This window comes from Brachymonas sp. KE5 (genome assembly GCF_057773645.1).
Genome location: NZ_CM173463.1, coordinates 493,916 through 512,976 on the forward strand (window position 1 = coordinate 493,916; position 19,061 = coordinate 512,976).

Sequence of the window (19,061 nt, forward strand, 5' to 3'; positions counted from 1 at the left end):
TCGGGATGGCTGCGATCCGTCGGTTTTTAGGGAAAGATAACTATGTCTTCCGTTGTTACCTCCGCAGAGGGCATCATGCAAGAGAGCGACAAGGCGCAGCGCACGGCGCCGCCGCCGAGCCCCAAGGTCCAGCGTCACAAAGGTGCGCTGGCGGATCTGTTTTTTGCCGGTGGTGCCAAGCTGGCCGTCATCGTGACGCTGAGCCTGCTGCTGGGCATCCTGGTTTCGCTGGTGGTGGGCGCATGGCCGGCCATCGAGAAATTTGGCCCGGGCTTCCTGACGCGCAGCGCGTGGGATCCGGTGCTGGAAGATTTCGGCGGCTGGGTGATGATCTACGGCACCCTGGCCACCTCCCTCATCGCGCTGCTGATTGCCGTGCCGGTGAGCTTCGGCATTGCGCTGTTTCTGACCGAGATGTCGCCCACTTGGCTCAAGCGCCCGCTGGGTACCGCCATCGAACTGCTGGCCGCCATTCCGTCCATCGTGTACGGCATGTGGGGCCTGATGGTGTTCGGCCCGATCCTGGCGCAGTATGTGCAAGCACCGCTGCAGGCCTCTCTGGGCGCCGTGCCCGGCCTGGATTTCCTGTTCAGCGGCCCGCCCGTGGGCATCGGTATCCTGCCGGCCGGCATCATCCTGGCCATCATGATCATCCCGTTCATCGCCTCGGTGATGCGTGACGTGTTCGAAGTGACGCCTGTCATGCTGAAGGAATCCGCCTATGGCCTGGGTTCCACCACCTGGGAAGTGGTCTACAAGGTCGTGCTGCCCTATACCAAGGCCGGTGTGATCGGCGGCATCATGCTGGGGCTGGGCCGCGCCCTGGGCGAGACCATGGCCGTGACCTTCGTGATTGGCAACATGAACCAGCTGGCCTCGCTCAGCCTGTTCGAGCCTGCCAGCAGCATTACCGCCACGCTGGCCAACGAGTTTGCCGAAGCCGGTGACGGCCTGCACCGTGCCTCCCTGATCTACCTGGGTCTGGTGCTGTTCTTTATCACCTTCGTGGTGCTGAGTTTCTCCAAGCTGCTGCTCAACCGCCTGCAGAAAAACGAAGGGAGCAAGACATGAGCGCCGTCCTGCCTCGTGCGGATTACCGCCAAGCCAAATTCAACAAGCGCAAGATCGTCAACATCGTCGCGCTGAGCCTGTCCTTTGCTGCCATGCTGTTCGGCATCTTCTGGCTGTTCTGGATCCTGTTCGAAACCGTGCGCCTCGGCGTGGGCGGGCTGAGCCTGGCCGTGTTCACCGAAATGACGCCGGCGCCCAATGATCCGGGCGGCATTGCGAACGCGATCTGGGGCTCGGTGCTGATGGTGGCCGTGGCTACCCTGATCGGCACGCCCATCGGGGTGATGGCCGGCATCTACCTGGCCGAATACGACCGTCACAGCTGGCTGGCCAACGTCACGCGCTTCGTCAATGACGTACTGCTGTCCGCGCCTTCCATCGTGATCGGCATGTTCGTGTCGGTGGTGCTGGTGGTGCCGTTCGGCGGGTTCTCCGGCTGGGCCGGCTCGGTGGCGCTGGCGCTGATCGTGATTCCGGTCGTGATCCGTACCACCGAGAACATGCTGAACCTGATTCCCGGTGGCCTGCGTGAAGCAGCGTACGCCCTGGGTACGCCCAAATGGAAGGTGATTTACAGCATCACGCTGAAGGCCGCCATGGCCGGCGTGGTGACCGGCGTGCTGCTGGCTGTGGCGCGTATCGCCGGCGAAACCGCACCGCTGCTGTTCACGGCGCTGAACAACCAGTTCTGGACGAGCAACATGGGCGAGCCGATGGCCAGCCTGCCGACCATGATCTTCAAGTTCGCCATGAGCCCCTATGAAAACTGGCAGCAACTGGCCTGGGTGGGCGTGTTCGTCATCACCATGGCTGTGCTGGGCCTGAACATCCTGGCCCGTCTGCTGACCCGCAAGAAACATTGATTTGGAGAGATGCATCATGAGTGCAGTCATCACCCCCGCCCCGAAAATCTCCGTCCGCAACCTGAACTTCTACTACGGCAAGTTCCATGCGCTGAAGAACATCAACCTGGACATTCCGGAGAAGCAGGTCACGGCCTTCATCGGCCCGTCCGGCTGCGGCAAGTCCACGCTGCTGCGCATCTTCAACCGCATGTACGAGCTGTATCCCGAGCAGCGTGCCGAAGGCAGCATCACGCTCGACGGTGAAGACCTTCTGGACAAGAAAAAGGACGTGGCGCTGATCCGCGCCAAGATCGGCATGGTGTTCCAGAAGCCGACGCCGTTCCCGATGTCCATTTACGACAACATCGCCTTCGGCGTGAAGCTGTTCGAGAACCTGAACAAGTCCGAGATGGACGACCGCGTCGAATGGGCGCTGAAGAAGTCGGCCCTGTGGACGGAAGTGAAGGACAAGCTGAACCAGAGCGGCGCCAGCCTGTCCGGCGGCCAGCAGCAGCGTCTGTGCATTGCCCGCGGCATCGCCATCAAGCCCGAAGTGCTGCTGCTCGACGAGCCGTGTTCCGCGCTGGATCCGATTTCCACCTCCAAGATCGAGGAACTGATCGCCGAGCTCAAGAGCGAGTACACGGTGGTCATCGTGACGCACAACATGCAGCAGGCCGCCCGCTGCAGTGACAATACGGCGTACATGTATCTGGGCGACCTGATCGAATTCGGCAACACGAAGGAAATGTTCTTCAAGCCCAAGCGTCAGGAGACCGAGGACTACATTACCGGCCGTTTCGGCTGAGCCCATAACGACAAGGAGACGCAGGAATGTCCGAAAAACATCTGTCCAGCCAGTTCGACGCTGAACTCAACAATGTGTCCGGCATGGTCATGGAAATGGGTGGCCTGGTCGAACAGCAGATGCGCCAGGCCGTGGAGGCCATGGTCGACTACAACGCCGAGGTGGCCATGAGCGTGCTCAAGGCCGAGCCGCAGGTCAATACCATGGAAATGGAGATCGATCACGAACTCACTTCCATCATCGGCCGCCGCCAGCCGACGGCGCGCGACCTGCGCCTGCTGATCGCCATCTCGCGTGCCACCGGCAACCTGGAGCGTGCCGGTGACGAAGCGGCCAAGATCGCCCGCATGGTGCAGGGCATCATCCAGAACGGTACGGCACGCTCGCTGCCGTCGTCCGAACTGCGCGTGGCCGCCAACCTGGCATCCGACCTGCTGCGCCGCTCGCTGGATTCGTTTGCCCGTCTGGATTCCCGCATCGCGCTGGAGATCCTGCGCGCCGACAATCTCATCGACATCGAGTACGACGGCTTCATGCGCAAGCTGGTCACCTATATGATGGAAGATCCGCGCACGATCTCGCAAAGCCTGGACCTGATGTTCCTGGCCAAGTCGATCGAGCGCATCGGTGACCATGCCAAGAACATCGCCGAGTGCGTCATCTACATCGTCAAGGGACTGGACGTGCGCCATACGCCGCTGCAGGCGATCGAGTCCCAGCTGAGCTGAACGGAAGCGTTGGGGAAGCCATGAGACTGCAGCCACGAATCCTGGTCGTTGAAGATGAGGCCTCCATTGCCGAGCTGATTGCTGTCAACCTGCGCCATAACGGCTACCAGATCACCTGGGCGACCGATGGCAAGGGCGCACAGCGCGAGCTCGACGAGCATCTGCCCGACCTGATCCTGCTCGACTGGATGCTGCCCGGCGAAAGCGGGCTGCTGCTGGCCAAGCGCTGGCGTGCCGATCCGCGCACCAAGTCGGTGCCCATCATCATCCTGACGGCACGCGGTGACGAGAACGACCGCGTGGCCGGCCTGGACGTGGGGGCAGACGACTACATCACCAAGCCGTTCTCCACCAAGGAGTTGCTGGCGCGCATCCGCGCCGTGCTGCGTCGCCGTGCTCCCGAGCCGGAGAGCACGGTGCTGGAGCTGGGCAAGCTGTCGCTGGACACTGGTACCTATCGGGTACATTATGATGATCAGCCCATCAAGCTGGGGCCGACCGAGTTCAAGCTGCTGCACTACCTGATGAAGAACGCAGAGCGTGTGCACAGTCGTGCGCAGTTGCTGGACCGTGTTTGGGGCGACCATGTCTTCATCGAGGAGCGTACCGTCGACGTGCATGTCAAGCGCCTGCGCGAGTCGATGGGAGCTGCCTCGTCGATGGTCGAGACGGTGCGGGGTGCGGGTTACCGCATCACCGCCCTGACGGATTCTCCGGTGCGCTGAGCATCGCCGCCCGCCAGATGCCATTGCCATGCAAGGGTATGGTGCGGGATTTACGACGCAGAGGTCGAGCGTGCTCGGGGTGCCATACCCCGACCGTGCGGCCTTTTCTCTTTTTTGCAGCCGGACTTCCCGGCGTCCTGAACGGTTGTTGACATGATCTGGCGCATCACCTGGTTGGTCATTTCCCACGTCATCGGGGTGGGGCTGGGCTGGTGGCTGGCCTTCCGCCGCGACGACCTGATGGGCGGCCTGATCGCGCTGCTGATCATGGCCGCGGTGGCGATTGGCTGGCTGATCTGGGACAACATCCTGGGCTACCGCGTGATGCGCTGGATGCGCCGCGGCATGCCGGATCCGCAGCCCTGGGCCCCCAACCTGTGGGGCGAGGTGGTCGAAGCGTCGCGCCGCAACCAGCGGCGCATGAAGCGCAAGACGCAGGAGGCCGAGGAAAAGCTGCAGGTGTTCCTGGAGGCGCTGCAGGCTTCGCCCATCGGCGTGGTGCTGCTCGACGAAGTGGGCCGCATGGAATGGTTCAACCTGGTGGCGTCCGAGCATTTCGGCTTCAATGGCCCCTCCGACTTTGGCCAGCACATCATCAATCTGGTGCGCGATCCGCAATTCGTCAAGTACTGGGTGCAGCAGCAGACCGGCAACGGCGTGGTGATTCCGGGGCGCACGCACACGGCGCAGCGTCCGGTGCGGCTGACGGTGCAGTTCTTCCCCTATGGCCAGGGCAAGCGCCTGTTGCTGTCACGCGATGTGACGGCGGTGGAGCAGTCCGAGCGCATGCGGCGCGACTTCGTGGCCAACGTGTCGCACGAGATCCGCACGCCGCTGACGGTGCTGTCCGGTTTTGTCGAAACCATGCAGAGCCTGCCGCTGAGTCCCGAAGAAAACGCCCGCTACCTCGAATTGATGGCACACCAGGCGCATCGCATGCAGGGGCTGGTGCAGGATCTGCTGATGCTCTCGACGCTGGAGGGCAGCCCGCATCCCGACCTGTCTGAGCGTGTGGACATGGCGGCGCTGGTGGAACAGTGCGTGGACGATGCCCGTGCCCTGGCACAGGTGCTGGCGCAGGAAGCCGGCGAGTCGCCGCATCAGATCCGTGCGGAAATTCAGGCGCCCGATGTGCAGCTGGGCGGCAGCCGTGCCGAGGTGCAAAGCGCCATCAGCAACCTGCTGAGCAATGCGGTGCGCTATACCCCCTTTGGCGGCGAGGTGGTGGCCAGCCTGCGCATGCTGCCCGACGGCGGCATGCAGGTGGCGGTGCGTGATACCGGGCCCGGCATTGCGCGTGAGCACCTGCCGCGTGTGACAGAGCGCTTCTACCGGGTCGATCGCAGCCGCTCGCGCGAAACCGGTGGTACCGGGCTGGGGCTGGCCATTGTCAAGCACATTGCCCAGCGCCACGGTGCCCAGCTGATGATCGACAGCGAGCCAGGCTGCGGGTCGACCTTCGCGCTGGATTTTCCGGAGCAGCGCACCTGGGATCCGGCATCGCCGAATGCGACGCAGCAGATCCGTGAGTTCGAGCCAGCGCCGACGCCCGAGCCCGGGCAGATGCTCTGAGTTGCTTCCAGTCCGGCTCGGCACCGGGTTTCAGTCAGCCATTTCAGACTCCCGGATTCAGTCCGCCAGTTCGGCACGGACCACCCGCCGCAGCAGCACCAGGAATACGGTGGCGACCAGGCCCATGGCCAGCGCACTCATGCCCCAGAAGGCCTGCGGTCCGGCCAGGATTCCCCCCATCGGAAGGCGGCCATAGGCGAGCAGGTAGCCCACGCCAATTCCCAGCCCCCAGAGCAGCAAGGTATAGATGACGGTGGGCGCAGTCACCACGTGGTAGCAGCGCAGCAGGAACAGGGCCATCACCTGCATCGCATCGGCCAGATGGTAGAGCGCCACCAGCAGCAACAGGCTGGCCGCCAGACCGGCCACGGCGGCTTGCTGCACATAGATCTGTGCCAGCGGCGCGCGCAGCAGCATCAGCAGGCTGGCAGCCAGTGCGGCGCTGCAGGCGGCAACCAGCAGTCCGCTGCGCAGCGCCAGAATCGCATGCCGCGGCTCGCGTGCCCCGCGCCAGTAGCTGACGCGGGCACTGGTGGCAATGGCCAGCGAGAGCGGCCACATGAACAGCACCGCCGCCATGTTGCTGGCCACCTGCTGGGCCGCTGCCGCGGTCGTTCCCATCGGGGCTACCAGCAGCGACATCATGGTGAAGGCCGTGACCTCGACCCAGATGGCCAGGCTGCTCGGCACGCCCAGGCGCAAAAAGCTGCCCAGCTCGGCCAGATCCGGCCGCTCGGGGCGCTGCCAGACGTGGTACGGCCGGTAGGAGCCGTCCCGGTGCAGCAGCAGCGCCATCAGCACCAGCAGCACCACATGGGCGAGCAAGGTCGCCAGTGCGCAGCCGGCCAGACCCATGGCGGGTACGCCCAGGCCGCCAAAGGTGAACCAGATCGATAGCGGAATCTTGAGCAGCAGGCCGCCGGCCTGCAGACCGGTCACCCACTGGGGCCTGCCGATGCTCTGGCTGAAGGTGTTGAACACGCGCGCCAGCAGGGCCAGCGGCAGGGTGAGCGCCTGGATGGCGAGATAATCGCTGACGACCGGCTGCAGGGCCGGGGGCACGCCTACCAGCCGCATCAGCATGCCGCCCTGCAACAGCACAGCCATCCCCAGCACCGCGCAGACGGCCGTGACATAGAGCGACTGGCGCACGCTGTAGCCCAGGCGCAGCGCCTTGCCGGCGCCATGCAGCTGCGCCCAGATCGGAAGCAAGGCCTGCACGAAGCCCTGCAGGCCGACGTAGATGCTGATGTAGATGGCGGTACCGACCGAGAGCGCTGCCAGGGCCTCGGGGGCATAGCGGCCGGCAACCAGGGTGTCGGTGATGGCAAAGGCCATCACGGCGAGCTGGCCGACCCAGATGGTGGCCGCATGGCTGCCGATGGCACGCAGGTCGAACAAGCGGACGGACATGCGGAGCAGGGTGTTCCGGTCAGGGCTTGACGCGGGCGAACACGTGGATCGCCTCGCGCGGATCGGTGGGACGGCCGACCACGTCCTGCAGCGCCCACTGCGTGGTGTCGTACAGGTGCGGCAGGATGGGCACCGAGGCCACGTCCACCAGCAGCCAGTCGCACGGGGCGTTGCGGTCACGGGTGAGCGTGGCGGAGCTGTAGTAGCGCAGGGCGCTGATCTGGGCATCGTCCAGTCCGTAGATGGCGGTGCAGCCGGTGTGGGTCGGCTTGGAGCTGAGCAGGGTGGCGATTTCGGTGCCGACAAAGGCGTAGCTGCGTGCGTGGTTGACCGCAGGCATCCACAGCGAGGTGAGCAGCACCCAGCACAGCGTGACGCCGCCGGCGGGCAGGATCATGCTTTTCCAGATGGCCGGGCGCAGGCGCTTGGTGCGCCAGCGCACCAGGTAGATCCAGCCGAGCGTGGCAAACAGGCCGAGCAAGAACTGCGGCCAGTCGAACGGCGGCAGGTAGCCGTGCAGTTGCTTGTCGATCTGGCGCAGGGCCACCGCCGGTGCGCCGGCGTGCATGGCGATCCACATGAACCACAGGTAGCCGGCGGCCAGCGTGAAGAAGATCAGCGTGAACCAGTCGATGAAGGCACTGGCGCTGCGGCGGAAGGTGGGCAAGGCAAAGGCGGCCAGTGCGGCAAAGGCGGGGAAGCCCAGCAGCAGCGTGGTTTCCGGGCGTTCGCCGATCCAGCCCCCCACGGAGCAGATCAGGCCCAGGCCAAGGGGCAGGGCGATATGACGGTCGGGGCGACCCTGGCGCCAGTGCGTGCGCCAGCGCCACAGCGTCCACAGGATCATGGGCCAGACCGGCCAGGTGAACCACAGGTGCATGCGCATCAGGTTGCGCCATTCGATCCAGCGCGCGGGCATGCGTTCGATGCGCCAGCGCCACAGCTCGAGACCGGTGGCGAGCAGGGCGCAGCCAATGGTGAGCAGCAGCAGGCCGAGCAGCCAGCGCCGGCGGCGGCGCTGCAGTGCGGCGCGGGCATCGGGATCGGGCTCGTAGCCGTCGCTTTCGAGCAGGGCGTTCCAGTCGCGCTGCCCGCTGGCGAGCACCAGTGCGCCGAACAGGCCGAACAGCAGGGCCAGCGAGGGCGCACCGGACAGGGTCAGGCCGAGCATGCCCAGAGTGCCGAGCAATGCCGGCATCCAGAGGCGATAGGCCAGGGCTGCGAGCGCGTACAGCGTGAGGGCCGAGAAGCAGAGCTGGGCCAGCGCCGGGCTGACTTCGTGGCTGGGCTGGGCCAGCCCCAGGCAGGCCAGAAAGGCCAGCAGTCCGCCATCGGCGATGGCGCGGGCATAGTCGGTGGGCCTGGCTTCGCCGCCAAAGGCGAAGCTGACCGGCTGGGCCTGCGGGCTGCGCGCCAGATAGTAGATGCCGTACCAGACGGCCAGCAGGGTGAGCACCAGCAGGCCGGCAAACACCAGGCGCACCGAAAAGAAGGGGGCTGCGCCTGTGGGGGTCAGCTGGATTGCCCAGGCGCCCAGCCAGTAGGGCAGCAGGGCATCGAAATGGGCGGATTCACCAAGCAGGCCGGGCGCCAGCCAGCTGGTCTGACCGCGGGCCAGCTCCAGCATGTAGCCGAAGCTGGTCAGGTCCACCCGTTTCCAGGGGTCGCGCCAGGCGAATCCGGCCAGCACGTAGATGGCGCAGAACAGCAGCAGGCCCCAGCGTGGCAGTCTGCGCACGCCGTCCTGGGAGACGATGGCGGGAGTGGGGAGATTCACGTCGGACGAAAACAGTCGGCAGGCCGCAATATGGCCCGTGCCTGTGAGTGTAACGGGGGCGGGCGGCTGGCTGGGCGCCGGGCAGGCAAATGATTGCAAAAGCCGTGCCGCGGCAAACAAAAAAGCAGCCCGCAGGCTGCTTTTCGGTAGGCTGGAAGTGGAATTACTTCTTGCCGTAACGGTTGCGGAAACGCTCCACGCGGCCGCCCATGTTGTCCACGGTCTTTTGCGTGCCGGTGTAGAAGGGGTGCGATTCGCTGGAGGTGTCCAGCTTGAACAGCGGCAGCTCGCGGCCGTCGTCCAGCTTGATGGTTTCGCGCGTGTTCACGCAGGAACGGGTGATGATCTGGTAGCCGTTGGACAGGTCAACGAAGCAGACTTCACGGTAGTTGGGGTGGATGCCTTCTTTCATGGGAATTCCTTGTGTCGTTGCGGTAGCCGTGCCAGCCCGTCTGACATACTTTCCGCGAACTAATCCGGCATTATCCCATGAGGCTGTGCATTCTGTAAAGCCTTGTGCTGAGAAGCGTGGGTTTCTGGGAGAATATGCAGCATGGGCGCACGCGCTGCAGCACGGCTGCGCCTTCGGATTTTCCGTTTTACTCTCGAAGAAGGATCTCAGCATGGGTCAACCCATCCGCATCGGCATTGCCGGCCATGGCAACCTCGGCCGTGGCGTGGAAGCCGCGATTGCCCGCAACCCCGACATGGAGCTGGTCGGCATCTACACGCGCCGCGCGCCCGGGCAGGTGCAGCCGGTCACGCCCGGCGCGCCGGTGTTCGGCATGGATGCGCTGGCGCAACACACGGACCGCATCGACGTGCTGATCCTGTGCGGCGGCTCCAAGGAAGACCTGCCGCAGCAGGGGCCGGAAATGGCGGCGCTGTTCAATACGGTGGACAGCTTCGATACGCATGCGCGCATTCCCGAATACTTTGCTGCCGTGGATGCACCGGCGCGCGCCAATGGCAAGACGGCGCTTATTTCCGCCGGCTGGGATCCGGGCATGTTCTCGATCAACCGCGTGATCGGCGAAGCACTGTTGCCCGAAGGCGCCACCTACACCTTCTGGGGCAAGGGGCTGAGCCAGGGGCATTCGGATGCGATCCGCCGCGTGCCGGGAGTGGCGGGTGGCGTGCAGTACACGCTGCCGGTGGAAGAGGCGGTGGAGCGCGTGCGCAGCGGCGAGCGTCCGGAACTGGCCACGCGCGAGAAGCACCGTCGCGACTGCTATGTGGTGCTGGCAGAGGGCGCCGATGCCGAAGCCGTGCGCCAGGCCATCGTGACCATGCCGCACTACTTTGATGAATACGACACCACGGTGAACTTCATCAGCGCCGAGGAATTGCGCCGCGACCATGCGGCCATGCCCCATGGCGGTTTCGTGATCCGCAGCGGCAACACTTCCGCCGAGAACACCCAGGTGATCGAATACGGTCTGAAGCTGGGCAGCAACCCCGAATTCACCTCCAGCGTGCTGGTGGCCTATGCGCGTGCCGTGCACCGCATGCACCAGCAGGGCGATGTGGGCGCCAAGACGGTGTTCGACGTGGCTCCGGGCCTGCTTTCGCCCAAGAGCGCGGAACAACTGCGCGCGGAACAGCTGTAAGCTGCAGGGGGCAAGGCCTCTTTGCGGAAGACAAGGGGCTCGCTGGAGCCCCTGTTTTTTTGAGGATTGCCGGAGCAGGGCGGCGGCGGTCGACTGTGCAGAAATCGCAGCAATTGGAAGCGCTTGCCTGGGCCCGGAAATGGCAAGACCCGCCAAGGCGGGTCTGCAGTGGATGCTGGCCGAACGGGGAATCAGCCGCCCTTGCGCATCATGTCGAAGAACTCGTGGTTGTTCTTGGTCTGCTTCATGCTCTTGAGCACCAGCTCCATCGCCTCGATCTCGTCCATGTTGTACATGAACTGGCGCAGGATGCGGGTCTTCTGCAGGATCTCGGGCGGCAGCAGCAGTTCCTCGCGGCGCGTGCCGCTGCGGTTGAGCTGGATCGCCGGGAAGATGCGCTTTTCATAGAGGCGGCGGTCCAGGTGGATTTCGCTGTTGCCGGTGCCCTTGAATTCCTCGAAGATCACTTCGTCCATGCGGCTGCCGGTGTCGATCAGCGCGGTGGCGATGATGGTCAGCGAGCCGCCTTCCTCGATCTTGCGCGCGGCGCCGAAGAAACGCTTGGGACGCTGCAGCGCGTTGGCATCCACACCGCCGGACAGTACCTTGCCCGAAGAGGGCACCACGTTGTTGTAGGCGCGGGCCAGGCGCGTGATGGAATCCAGCAGGATCACCACGTCCTTCTTCAGCTCGACCAGGCGCTTGGCGCGCTCGATCACCATCTCGGCGACGTGCACGTGGCGCGTGGCGGGCTCGTCGAAGGTGGAGGCGATGATCTCGCCCTTGACCGAGCGCTGCATCTCGGTCACTTCCTCGGGGCGCTCGTCCACCAGCAGCACCATCAGGTGCACTTCGGGGTGGTTGGCGGTGATGGAGTGCGCAATGCTCTGCATCATCATGGTCTTGCCGCTCTTGGGCGGTGCCACTATCAGCGCGCGCTGGCCGCGGCCGATGGGGGCGATGATGTCGATCACGCGGCCGGTGATGTTCTCCTCGCTTTTGATGTCGCGCTCGAGCTTCATCTGCTGTGTGGGGAACAGCGGCGTGAGGTTCTCGAACATCACCTTGTGCTTGTTCGCCTCGGGCGGCAGGCCGTTGATCTTGTCCAGCTTGTTCAGGGCAAAGTAGCGCTCGCCGTCCTTGGGCGTGCGCACCTCGCCTTCGACCATGTCGCCGGTGTGCAGGTTGAAGCGGCGCACCTGGCTCGGGCTGATGTAGATGTCGTCGGTGCTGGCGGTGTAGCTGCTGTCGGGGTTGCGCAGAAAGCCGAAGCCGTCGGGCAGGATCTCGAGCACGCCGTCGGCAAACACCTGTTCGCCAGCGCGGGCGCGCTTCTTGATGATGGCGGACATCAGCTCCTGCTTGCGCATGCGGCCGGCGTTCTCGATTTCGAGTTCTTCGGCCTGTTTCAGCACTTCGGAGACGTGCAGGGCCTTGAGTTCGTTCAGATGCATGATGGGATTCCGGATGGAATGGGGTCGGGACGGGCGGGCGGCGGCCTGGCGGTGCGGCGATCCGTGCAGCGAGGCTGTCGGCCTGTCAGCGAGAGTCGGTTCTGGAAAGAGAGGGGTTCCGTATCAGCAGGCAAGGGCTGTTTGTCTCGACAGCCGGTGCTGGGCAACGCCGATTGCCGGCGCGCTACGGGAAGAAGTTGGGACGATTATAGACAGAATTGCGGTGCCGTCATGCAAGCAGCTGTGTATCGGCTTGCGGAAAATAGGCTTGTGGCGAAGAAGGCACCTTTGCCGGATAACGACAGGCCGCGGCGGATGACCACGGCCTGGAAAGAGGCATCAGGCCAGTTGCTGGTCGATGAAGGCCGCCAGCTGGGGCTTGCCCACGGCGCCGACCTTGGTGGCCACCAGCTCGCCGCCCTTGAACAGCATCAGCGTGGGGATGCCGCGGATGCCAAACTGGGCCGGCACGGCGCGGTTGTCATCTACGTTCATCTTGGCGATCTGCACCTTGCCCTGGTAGGCGGGAGCCAGCTCGTCCAGGATCGGGGCGATCATCTTGCAGGGACCGCACCACTCGGCCCAGAAATCCACCAGCACGGGGGTGGCGGATTTCAGCACGTCGGCTTCGAAGGTGGCATCGGTGATGTGTTTGATCAGGTCGCTGGCCATGGATCTTCCTTGAGGGTGGTTTGTCTGGAACGGAAAACAGGGGAACAAGCCCCCACTGCCGTACGCTGCTGCGTGCGGCCTGTGTGTTTATTCTGACATAAAGCGAACGCGTTTGCCGGCGGCCGCACGCGCGATGGAGCTGTGCGATCATCCGAGGATGAATCCCGTGTCCGTCTCTCCCGTGTGGCAGCATCTGCTGCAGCAAGTGGCGCAGCAGCTGGCCGGCTGCGGCGCAGACCCCAGCCGCAGCGTGGTATTGCTGCCCTATGCCCAGCTATTGCCGGTAGCACGTCAGCAATGGGCGCTGCTGCCGCAGGCCGGCATGTTGCCGCGCTTCGAGACGACCAGCAACTGGGCGGCGCGGCGCGGGCCTTTTGTGCCGGGGCCGCATGATCTGACGGTAGATCCGGCGCAGGGACTGCTGGTTGCGGAAGGGCTGTTGCGCAGCGCGGGGCAGCGTCGGGATGCAGCCTGGCTGGCCGGGCGGGTGCGCGAGGCGGCGCTGCAGCTGATGCCGCTGGCGGCGGCGCAGGCGCCGGAGTTGCGGCCACAGTGGTGGCAGGGCCTGCTGCCGGAGCTGCTGGGCACGCTCGGAGGGGCCGAGGCGCTGCGCTACGAGACCCTGGTGGCGCAGGTGGCATTGGCCTGGGCGGGCAGTTCGGATTACGCCACCGATGGCCTGTTTGCGGCACTGGAGCAGGGCGAGATCGATGCGCTGGTGCTGGTACGTGGCTTTCAGCGTGATGCGCTGGCCGAGGCCTTGCATGTTCGCTGGCTGGCGCTGCGCCCGGATGCGGGGTTTGTTATGGATTTGCCGGGGCAGTGGAGAGAGGCCGCGGGTGCGGCGGTGGATGCGGGACGGCGTACCGCGCTGAGCGACGCTGCAAGTAGTTCGGCCGATGGCGCTTCAGATCGATCCGCAAGCGGGACTGACGCGGGAGTTGCGCTGGCACCTGTCCCTATCCTCTTGCAGGTGGCGCGTGATCTGGAAGACCAGGCCGCTCTGGCCGCCGCCTGCGTGCAGCAGGAGGTGGAGCGGGAGCAGGGGCTGGTGGCACTGGTGGACAGCGACCGTGCGCTGACCCGCCGCATCCGCGCTTTGCTGGAGGCGCAGAAACTGACTGTGCGCGACGAAACGGGCTGGAAGCTGTCGACCACGCGGGCGGCCAGCCAGGTGATGGCTCTGCTGCGCGCCTGTGCGCCGCAAGCGGGCAGCGATGCGGTGCTGGAGTGGCTCAAGCTGGCGCAGACGGTGCCCGTCGTGGCGCAGGCGGATGAGCATCCGGTGCCTGCGGCCCGGGTGCAGGCAGTGGAAGCCTGGCTGCGCAAGCAGGGCGTGGCGCGCTGGCCGTCGCTGGCGGCGTGGAAGCGCTGGGACGATGCTGCCGCCGGCTGGGTACAGACGGTGGAGGAATGGCGGCAGGCCTTGCAGGCGCCGCGCCCCTTGCAGCAATGGCTCGCCGATCTGGCACTGACGCTGACGCATACCGGCCAGCTGGCCTGGCTGCACGGCGATCCTGCCGGACAGGCCGTGTTGAAGGCCTTGCATGCCCAGCCGGGCGCGGCAGAGCTGCTGCATGACGAAACCCGCTGGACGCTGGAGGATTTCACGCGCTGGGTGCAGGATGTGCTGGAAGCGGGCAGTTTCAAGCCGCCGTATCCGTTGCAGGAACAGGTGGTGATCCTGCCGTTGAGCCAGCTGCTGGCGCGGCCCTTTGCGGCGGTGGTGCTGCCGGGCTGCGATGAGCAGCGGCTGCCTGCGGCGCCCGAGCCGCCCGGCGACTGGACCGCGGCACAGCGCGAACTGCTGGGCCTGCCGTTGCGTGCCGGCCTGCAGCAGGCGCAGCGTGCCGCCTGGGAGCATGCGCTGCAGCTGCCTTCGGTGACCTTGCTGAACAGCCTGAGCGATGGCGGCGGGGAAGCGCTGCTGCCCAGCCCCTTGTTGTTGGAGTCCTGGCATCTGGCCGGGGAAGGAGGGCGTCGCCCCATGCAGGCTGGAACGGAGCTGCGCGTCCTGCGCGCACTGGAAAAACGCCCCGTGGCTCCGCCCCAGGTGGTGAGCCGCGCGCTGACGCTGTCCGAGCTGTCTGCCAGCGCCTACGACACCCTGCGTGCCTGTCCCTATCAGTTCTTCGGCCAGCAGCAATTGAAGTTGCGCGAAGTTCCCGAACTGGATCGTGCCCTGGAAAAACGCGATTTCGGCAACTGGTTGCACGAGGTGCTGGCGCTGTTTCACAAGCGCTGGCAGCAGCTGGATGTGGCTGATCCCGGGCTTGAACAGCTGGTGCAGTGGATGGATCAGGCGGCGCAGGATGCCTTGCGTTCCGAAGGGCTGGATGAGGTGGATTTCGTGCCCTACCAGTCGGTCTGGCCGCGCCTGCGCGACGGCTATCTGCACTGGCTGCTGGGCGAGCATGCGGCGACACAGGCCCGGTTCGACGCGGCCGAGCAATGGCGTGAGCGCTCGCTGCGCGAGGTGTTCGCGGCCCTGCAGGCCGATATGCCGGCCGATCCGGAGCAGCCTGCGCTGCAGGCGGCGGATATTCCGGACGTGCGGCTGCGGGGCTGTCTGGACCGGGTGGACCGCCTGCTTCTGCCGCCCGACGATGACGGCACCGCGCCGCAATGGCTGCTGCTCGACTACAAGTCGGAGGCGGCCGCGAAAACCAGCGAGCGCATCAAGCGGCCGGACGAAGATACGCAGCTGGCCTTCTACGCAACGCTGCTGGCGCCGGAACCGGTGCAGGTGGCCTATGTGAACGTGGGCGAGAGCGGCGAGACGAAACTCTATCCGCACCAGGAGGTGCACCAGCTGACGACGCAACTGGTGCATGGCATGGCGCGCGACCTGCAGGGCATTGCCCGGGGCACGCCGCTGCAGGCGCTGGGACGGGGCGGACGCTGCGACTACTGCGCCATGCGCGGCCTGTGCCGCCGGGATTTCTGGGATGAGGAGGAGCAGGCATGACGCGCCCGCTGCATGACGCCTATACCGCCGATGGCCGCACGGTGCCGTCGGCTGCTTTCTATGCCATCGCCTGCGATCCGGCCCGCCATGTGGTGGTGGAGGCCTGCGCCGGCGCCGGCAAGACATGGATGCTGGTCAGCCGTATCCTGCGGGCACTGCTGGCGGGAGCCGAGCCGCAGCAGATTCTGGCCATCACCTTCACCAAGAAGGCTGCCGCCGAAATGCGGCAGCGCCTGAACGAATGGCTGGCGGAGTTTGCCGAGCTGCCGCTGGAGAAACTGGCCGAGCAGTTGCAGCTGCGTGGCATGACGCCGGAGCAGGCCAGGGCCGAGGCCCCTGCGCTGCAGGGCTTGTACCTGCGCCTGCTGCAGCATGGCCGCGGTGTGCAAATCCGCACCTTCCACGGCTGGTTCGCAGCGCTGCTGCGCGCCGCGCCGCTGCAGTTGCTGCAGCAATTGGGCCTGCCCAGTCAGTATGAACTGCTGGAGGATGACCAGCGTGCGGTGGCCGAAGTATGGCGGCCGTTCCACCAGGCCTTGCTGGGCGATGCCGCCGCAATGGCGGACTATCAGGCACTGGTGCTGCGCAACGGGCGCAGCAACACGCTCAAGTCGCTGGAATCGGCACTGTCCAAACGGGTGGAGTTTGTGCTGGCGGATGCGCAGGGCGTGGTGGAACAGTCGGTGCCGCCCTTTGGCGAGCTGTTCCCGGACATGCAGGATTGCGACCATCCTGTGGACGCGCTGCTGCAGCGGCCGGTGCCGCGCGATGCCTTGCTGGAGGCCGCCCGCATTCTGGCGCAGGCCGCTGCTCCGAGCTTTGCCGCGCGGGGCGTGGAACTGGAGCAGGCCATCAGCACCAATGACTGGGAAGGGGTATGCACGGCCTTGCTGACCCAGACCGGGTCCCCACGCAAGTTCGGCAACAAGATCGCGCAGATCGACGCCGTGATTGCCGTGCAGGAGCGGGTGTTGCGGGTGCTGGAGGCGCAGCAGCAGCACGAGGCCTGGCTCTACCAGCAGCGCATGACGCGCCTCACGCGCCTGCTGCTGCGCTGCTACGCCGAGGTCAAGCGCAGCCACGGCTGGGTCGACATGAACGACATCGAGCAGACTGCGCGCCTGCTGCTGCAGGATGAACTGCTGAGCGGCTGGATCCAGGAACGGCTGGATGCGCAGTTGCGCCACTTGCTGGTGGACGAATTCCAGGACACCAACCCGATGCAGTGGCAGGCGCTGCATGCCTGGCTGTCCGGCTATACCGGTGTGGCGACGGCGCCCAGCGTGTTCATCGTGGGCGATCCCAAGCAGAGCATCTACCGCTTCCGCCGCGCCGATCCGCAGGTGTTTCGTGCAGCGAAGGAGTTCGTGCGCACCGGCCTCGGCGGTGCGGTGCTCAGCTGCGACCACACGCGCCGCAACAGCCATCCGGTGATCGATGCCGTCAACGCGGTGATGCTGGCGGCGCAGCAGGAGGGGCGCTACCAGGATTTCCGGGAGCACACCACGGCCTCGCCCGCGCCGGGGTGCGTGCTTGCGCTGCCGCAGATCCTGCGCCCGGAAAAGGCGCAGGATACCGGCGAACGCAGCTGGCGCAACAGCCTGACCACGCCCAAGGTGGAGGAGGAGGAACTGCTCAAGGAGCGCGAGTGCCGCCAGGCGGCGCGCTGGCTGCAGCGCTGCGTGCAGGCGGGTACCTCGCCCGACGACATTCTGGTGATTGCGCGCACCAACGACCGCATCGCCACGATGCAACGGGCGCTGGCCGAAGTCGGCCTGCCTGCGCACAAGGCGGACAAGATGAAGCTGGCCGAGGCGCCCGAGGTGCAGGATGTGGTGGCGCTGGTTGATGCGCTGATTTCGCCGCGCCACGATGTGTCGTTGGCGCGGGCGCTGAAATCGCCGATTTTCGGGCTGGACGATGCCGATCTGGTGGACATTGCGCTGGGCGTGCGCGCATTGGCTGGCGGGGAGCTGGATGGCGATGCGCGGCGCGTGAGCTGGCTGGACTGGCTGTTTTTTCAGGAGTCCTTGCCGGATTCGCGCTGGGCGGCGTTGGCGCGTACCCTGCGGCGCTGGCAGAATTTTCTGCAGCAGCGCCTTCCGCATGACGCGCTGGATGCCATCTATCGCGAAGGCGATCTGCTCGCGCGTTACCGCAATTGCACTCCGGCCACGCAGCGCGCCAGCGTGATCGAACGATTGCAGGCCTTGCCGGGCCATACGCTGGCGCTGGACGGAGGACGCTACGCCAATGCCTACCATTGGGTGCGGGCCCTGCGCGGCAGCGATCCGACGCCGGCGCCGCAGGCGGGCGCCAAGGGCATCCGCCTGATGACCATCCATGGTGCCAAGGGCCTGGAGGCGGGCCTGGTGCTGCTGCTCGATACCGACGCGGCCAAAGGGCGCGCGCGCACCATGGACGTGCTGGTGCGCTGGCCGGGCGAGGCCGCGCATCCGGACAGCGTGGTGTTCATCGAGAAGTTCAGTGCGCCGCCGCCATCAGTGCGGCTGCTGCTGGCAGAAGACCAGCAGGCGGAAGAGCGCGAAGAGAGCAATGCGCTCTATGTGGCCATGACCCGGGCGGCGCAGGTGCTGGCGTTTTCCAGCGCGCAGCCGCGCTCGGTGCAGGCGGCCAGCTGGTGGCGGCAGTGGACGGGGCAGGCCAAGCCGGAAATGCTGGAGGTGGATGTGCAGGGCATGGTGGCCTTGCCGGCGGCTGGCTGGCCGGAGATTGGCACGAAGGCGGCGGTGCCCGAGCCGGTGCGCTCTGCCCGCGCGCTGCCGGTGCCGGCTGTGGAGGCGGGCCTGCTGGAGTTGTTGCCTCTGGCGGAACATGCCAGTCGCGGGAACGCCACCACCCAGCTGTTGCAGCGCGATCCCGGGCTTGAACTGCAGGGCCGGCTGGGTGAGGCCATGCACAAGGCGCTGGAGTGGTACCGGCCGGACGCTGCAGCGGACGGGCTGGCGCGGCAACAGCAGGCGCTGCAGCAATTGTATGGTCTGGATCAGGCGCAGGGCGAAAGCGTGCTGCGCAGTGCACAGGCGATTGTGCACGGCGAGGGCGGCTGGGCCTGGGACTCGGCGCAGCTGGGCTGGGCTGCCAATGAAATCGACGTGGCCTGGAACGGCCAGGTGCTGCGGCTGGACCGCCTGGTGCAGCGGAAGGCACGCGGTGATCAGCCTGCCTGCTGGTGGGTGCTGGACTTCAAGTCATCACTGGCGCCGGAACGGCAGGAGACATTACGGAAACAGCTGGAAGAGTACCGCAAGGCGGTTGGCCAGTTGCATGCGGGCGAGCCGGTGCAGGCGGCATTTCTGACTGCGGAGGGGCGGCTGGTGGTGCTGTAGGGGCGAACTCCTGGATCGACGAGTGATACAGTCAAGTGATACAGGAGTGCTGGAGAGTCGTTGTTTTA

At 65.7% G+C, this 19,061-nt stretch carries 14 protein-coding genes; 9 read left to right on the forward strand and 5 right to left on the reverse strand.

Going from position 1 to position 19,061, the window contains the following annotated elements; all coding sequences use genetic code 11:
* Positions 1–42: 42 nt before the first annotated feature.
* The 6 genes from pstC (at position 43) to phoR (ending at position 5,749) form a co-directional block, all read left to right on the forward strand.
* Positions 43–1,071, forward strand: coding sequence for a phosphate ABC transporter permease subunit PstC (gene pstC, locus ACX36O_RS02335; RefSeq protein ID WP_213358776.1), 1,029 nt, complete (start codon positions 43–45; stop codon positions 1,069–1,071).
* On the forward strand, positions 1,068–1,934 hold the full coding sequence (gene pstA / locus ACX36O_RS02340) for a phosphate ABC transporter permease PstA (RefSeq protein ID WP_213358778.1): 867 nt from the start codon (positions 1,068–1,070) through the stop codon (positions 1,932–1,934). Before pstC ends, pstA begins: the two co-directional genes overlap by 4 nt.
* Before the next feature lie 16 nt (positions 1,935–1,950).
* Positions 1,951–2,724, forward strand: coding sequence for a phosphate ABC transporter ATP-binding protein PstB (pstB, locus tag ACX36O_RS02345; protein WP_213358780.1), 774 nt, complete (start codon positions 1,951–1,953; stop codon positions 2,722–2,724).
* A 26-nt stretch (positions 2,725–2,750) separates the two neighbouring features.
* On the forward strand, positions 2,751–3,452 hold the full coding sequence (gene phoU, locus ACX36O_RS02350) for a phosphate signaling complex protein PhoU (protein ID WP_213358782.1): 702 nt from the start codon (positions 2,751–2,753) through the stop codon (positions 3,450–3,452).
* 20 nt (positions 3,453–3,472) lie between these two features.
* Positions 3,473–4,177, forward strand: coding sequence for a phosphate regulon transcriptional regulator PhoB (gene phoB / locus ACX36O_RS02355; protein ID WP_213358784.1), 705 nt, complete (start codon positions 3,473–3,475; stop codon positions 4,175–4,177).
* A 153-nt stretch (positions 4,178–4,330) separates the two neighbouring features.
* Positions 4,331–5,749 (forward strand): phosphate regulon sensor histidine kinase PhoR, encoded by a 1,419-nt coding sequence (phoR, locus tag ACX36O_RS02360; protein WP_213358786.1) that lies wholly within the window; start codon positions 4,331–4,333, stop codon positions 5,747–5,749.
* 57 nt (positions 5,750–5,806) lie between these two features.
* Here phoR and ACX36O_RS02365 read toward each other — a convergent pair whose 3' ends face one another.
* From ACX36O_RS02365 to ACX36O_RS02375, 3 genes are all read right to left on the reverse strand, one after another.
* Positions 5,807–7,162 carry an MATE family efflux transporter gene (locus ACX36O_RS02365; RefSeq protein ID WP_213358788.1) on the reverse strand — a complete coding sequence of 452 codons (1,356 nt, stop codon included), beginning with the start codon at positions 7,160–7,162 and terminating at the stop codon, positions 5,807–5,809.
* Positions 7,163–7,181: 19 nt separating this feature from the next.
* A complete protein-coding gene (locus ACX36O_RS02370) occupies positions 7,182–8,939 on the reverse strand; it encodes a hypothetical protein (RefSeq protein ID WP_371687190.1) in 1,758 nt (585 codons plus the stop codon).
* A 163-nt stretch (positions 8,940–9,102) separates the two neighbouring features.
* A complete protein-coding gene (locus ACX36O_RS02375) occupies positions 9,103–9,351 on the reverse strand; it encodes a type B 50S ribosomal protein L31 (protein WP_213358792.1) in 249 nt (82 codons plus the stop codon).
* A 211-nt stretch (positions 9,352–9,562) separates the two neighbouring features.
* Between ACX36O_RS02375 and ACX36O_RS02380 the strand changes: the two genes are divergently transcribed.
* Positions 9,563–10,549: a diaminopimelate dehydrogenase gene (locus ACX36O_RS02380; RefSeq protein WP_371687189.1), complete on the forward strand. Its 987-nt coding sequence runs from the start codon at positions 9,563–9,565 to the stop codon at positions 10,547–10,549.
* Between the two features lie 191 nt (positions 10,550–10,740).
* Here ACX36O_RS02380 and rho read toward each other — a convergent pair whose 3' ends face one another.
* Positions 10,741–12,003: a transcription termination factor Rho gene (gene rho / locus ACX36O_RS02385; RefSeq protein WP_213358796.1), complete on the reverse strand. Its 1,263-nt coding sequence runs from the start codon at positions 12,001–12,003 to the stop codon at positions 10,741–10,743.
* A gap of 339 nt (positions 12,004–12,342) precedes the next feature.
* Positions 12,343–12,675 (reverse strand): thioredoxin TrxA, encoded by a 333-nt coding sequence (gene trxA / locus ACX36O_RS02390; protein ID WP_213358798.1) that lies wholly within the window; start codon positions 12,673–12,675, stop codon positions 12,343–12,345.
* A 166-nt stretch (positions 12,676–12,841) separates the two neighbouring features.
* On the opposite strand from trxA, the gene ACX36O_RS02395 reads away from it, so the two are divergent.
* Both ACX36O_RS02395 and ACX36O_RS02400 read left to right on the forward strand, forming a co-directional pair.
* Positions 12,842–15,643 (forward strand): PD-(D/E)XK nuclease family protein, encoded by a 2,802-nt coding sequence (locus ACX36O_RS02395; RefSeq protein WP_371687188.1) that lies wholly within the window; start codon positions 12,842–12,844, stop codon positions 15,641–15,643.
* Complete coding sequence (locus ACX36O_RS02400) at positions 15,640–18,993, forward strand: UvrD-helicase domain-containing protein (RefSeq protein WP_371687187.1); 3,354 nt, start codon at positions 15,640–15,642, stop codon at positions 18,991–18,993. Before ACX36O_RS02395 ends, ACX36O_RS02400 begins: the two co-directional genes overlap by 4 nt.
* The last annotated feature ends 68 nt before the right edge of the window (positions 18,994–19,061 follow it).

Coding starts and splice junctions, on each gene's coding strand:
- pstC (WP_213358776.1), top strand. CDS start 43: ATGTCTTCCGTTGTTACCTCCGCAGAGGGCATCATGCAAGAGAGCGAC.
- pstA (WP_213358778.1), top strand. CDS start 1,068: ATGAGCGCCGTCCTGCCTCGTGCGGATTACCGCCAAGCCAAATTCAAC.
- pstB (WP_213358780.1), top strand. CDS start 1,951: ATGAGTGCAGTCATCACCCCCGCCCCGAAAATCTCCGTCCGCAACCTG.
- phoU (WP_213358782.1), top strand. CDS start 2,751: ATGTCCGAAAAACATCTGTCCAGCCAGTTCGACGCTGAACTCAACAAT.
- phoB (WP_213358784.1), top strand. CDS start 3,473: ATGAGACTGCAGCCACGAATCCTGGTCGTTGAAGATGAGGCCTCCATT.
- phoR (WP_213358786.1), top strand. CDS start 4,331: ATGATCTGGCGCATCACCTGGTTGGTCATTTCCCACGTCATCGGGGTG.
- ACX36O_RS02365 (WP_213358788.1), bottom strand. CDS start 7,162: ATGTCCGTCCGCTTGTTCGACCTGCGTGCCATCGGCAGCCATGCGGCC.
- ACX36O_RS02375 (WP_213358792.1), bottom strand. CDS start 9,351: ATGAAAGAAGGCATCCACCCCAACTACCGTGAAGTCTGCTTCGTTGAC.
- ACX36O_RS02380 (WP_371687189.1), top strand. CDS start 9,563: ATGGGTCAACCCATCCGCATCGGCATTGCCGGCCATGGCAACCTCGGC.
- rho (WP_213358796.1), bottom strand. CDS start 12,003: ATGCATCTGAACGAACTCAAGGCCCTGCACGTCTCCGAAGTGCTGAAA.
- trxA (WP_213358798.1), bottom strand. CDS start 12,675: ATGGCCAGCGACCTGATCAAACACATCACCGATGCCACCTTCGAAGCC.
- ACX36O_RS02400 (WP_371687187.1), top strand. CDS start 15,640: ATGACGCGCCCGCTGCATGACGCCTATACCGCCGATGGCCGCACGGTG.